The 1,721-nt window shown below is 67.8% G+C and carries 3 protein-coding genes; all 3 read right to left on the bottom strand.

Annotation, left to right across the window (positions count from 1 at the left end; all coding sequences use genetic code 11):
- On the bottom strand, window positions 1-306 hold a 306-nt coding region (locus BDIM_RS17585), incomplete at its 3' end, for a LysM peptidoglycan-binding domain-containing protein (RefSeq protein ID WP_155818718.1).
- Window positions 307-326: 20 nt separating this feature from the next.
- Window positions 327-1,037 carry a response regulator transcription factor gene (locus BDIM_RS10575; protein WP_003165587.1) on the bottom strand — a complete coding sequence of 237 codons (711 nt, stop codon included), beginning with the start codon at window positions 1,035-1,037 and terminating at the stop codon, window positions 327-329.
- Window positions 1,038-1,120: 83 nt separating this feature from the next.
- Window positions 1,121-1,721 (bottom strand): LysR substrate-binding domain-containing protein (locus BDIM_RS10570; protein WP_248601214.1); only part of this gene is annotated, 601 nt, incomplete at its 5' end.

The raw sequence follows: 1,721 nt of genomic DNA, 5'->3' as shown, positions 1-1,721 counted from the left end.
CTCGTCCGGGTCGGCGCGCAGCAGATCGACCGGCAGGGCCAGGGTGCGGCCGATGGGCAGGCGGCGCGGATTGGCGACCCGATTCTCGCGCTGGACCCGGCGATAGTCGAGCGGCCGGTTCATATAGGCGGTCGCCAGGTCGATCAGGGTGTCGCCGGGGCGGACCACATAGTCGAGGGTCTCGACGGCGGCGGAAGACGCCGTCCGGGGCGCGGGCTGGGCGGCCGAAGTCTGTGCGGCGGCGCTTCCTGCGGCCAGCATCGCCGCAACCGCCATAGCCGTAGCCGCAGACCAATCCGTCTTCATTCCGCCACCTGCGTCCTCATTCAGGCGTCAGGGCCGGGCTCGGCCCCCGCGACGCGCTCAAGACGGTATCCGTAGCTGTAAATGGGGGTCAGGCGGAAGCCTCGCTCGGGTCGCAACTCCAGCTTGTTGCGGATGCGCGAGATGTGCATGTCCAGCGAACGGCTGTTCAGGTCCGGCTCATTGCCCCAGACCGTCTCCAGGATATAGGTCCGCGACAGCGCCCGGTGCAGGTTGCGGAACAGCAGCAGGGCCAGGGCGTATTCCTTGGCCGTCAGGGCGACTGGCTGGCCGTCGCGGGTCACGGATCCGGCGGACTCGTGGAAGGACAAGCCGTCATAGACCTCGACGCCCGGCGTCGTCGGTTGGGCGTAGGCGCGACGGATCAGGGCGTTGATCCGCGCCGCCAGCACCGGCTTGGACAGGGGCTTGGGCAGGTAGTCGTCGGCCCCGGCGTCCAGGCCTGCGACCACGTCTTCATCCTCGGCGCGGCTGGTGACCAGCAGCATGGGCGGGGCGGGCTTCAGATTGGTGCGCGCCCAAGCCAGCACCTCCAGACCCGAACGGTCCGGCAGGTTCCAGTCGACGATCAGCATGTCGAAGGTGTCCTTGCGCAGGGCGGAGATCAGCGCCTGCCCGCGCGAAAACAGAGTGGCGCGATACCCGGCGTCCTGGACGACCTCGGAGACGAACTCCAATTGGACGGGGTCGTCATCTAATATCGCGATCTTCATACTTGTTACGCAGCTCCGAGGAGAACGCTGGAGTCATAGCCCCGGATGCTCGGCTTTAGAGCAATGTAAAATGTAAAATATAGTCACCCCTCGGCGCGTCTCGGCGTGGTCGCGGGCAAGGGGGCGAGGCGGCTGACCTGATCCTGACACAGGGCCTTGATCCAGCGCCGGACCGTCTTCAGCCGCGCCGTGCTGTGGACCTCGCGGTGGGTGCTGAGCCAGAAACGGCGTTCTATCAGCACGGCGTCCGCCAGAACCCGCGTCAGCCCTTCGGCCAGAAAGCAGGGCAGGACGCCGATGCCGCCGCCCGCCGCCACCATGTCCCGTTGGGCGCGGATGGAGGATGAAGCCAGGCGGGGACGCAGGTGCGGGCGGATCTCGTCCAGATAATGCAACTCGGGCGCATAGATCAGGTCGTCGACGTATCCGACCATGTCGACGCGGTTCAGGTCGTCGATGGTGTCGGGCGCGCCGTGACGTTTCAGGTATTCCGGCGCGGCGTAGAGCGCCAGCTGATAGGTGGTCAGCGGCTCGACGATCAGGCGCGGCCCGGCGGCGGGGCTGAGGGTGATGGCCATGTCCACCTCGCGGCGGCTGGGCGACAGGAAGCCGGAGCTGGCCGCCAGTTCGACGTTCAGCCCCGGATGCGCGGCCAGCAGGCCGGGCAGGGCGGGGGCCAGCACC

The sequence above is a fragment of the Brevundimonas diminuta ATCC 11568 genome (genome assembly GCF_000204035.1).
GTDB lineage: Bacteria > Pseudomonadota > Alphaproteobacteria > Caulobacterales > Caulobacteraceae > Brevundimonas > Brevundimonas diminuta.
The sequence above is the reverse complement of the archived record's forward strand: the minus strand, read 5'-3'. Positions and strand labels throughout refer to the sequence as shown.

Excerpts from the sequence above, each read along its gene's own strand:
- BDIM_RS10575 (WP_003165587.1), bottom strand. The coding sequence starts at position 1,037 with ATGAAGATCGCGATATTAGATGACGACCCCGTCCAATTGGAGTTCGTC.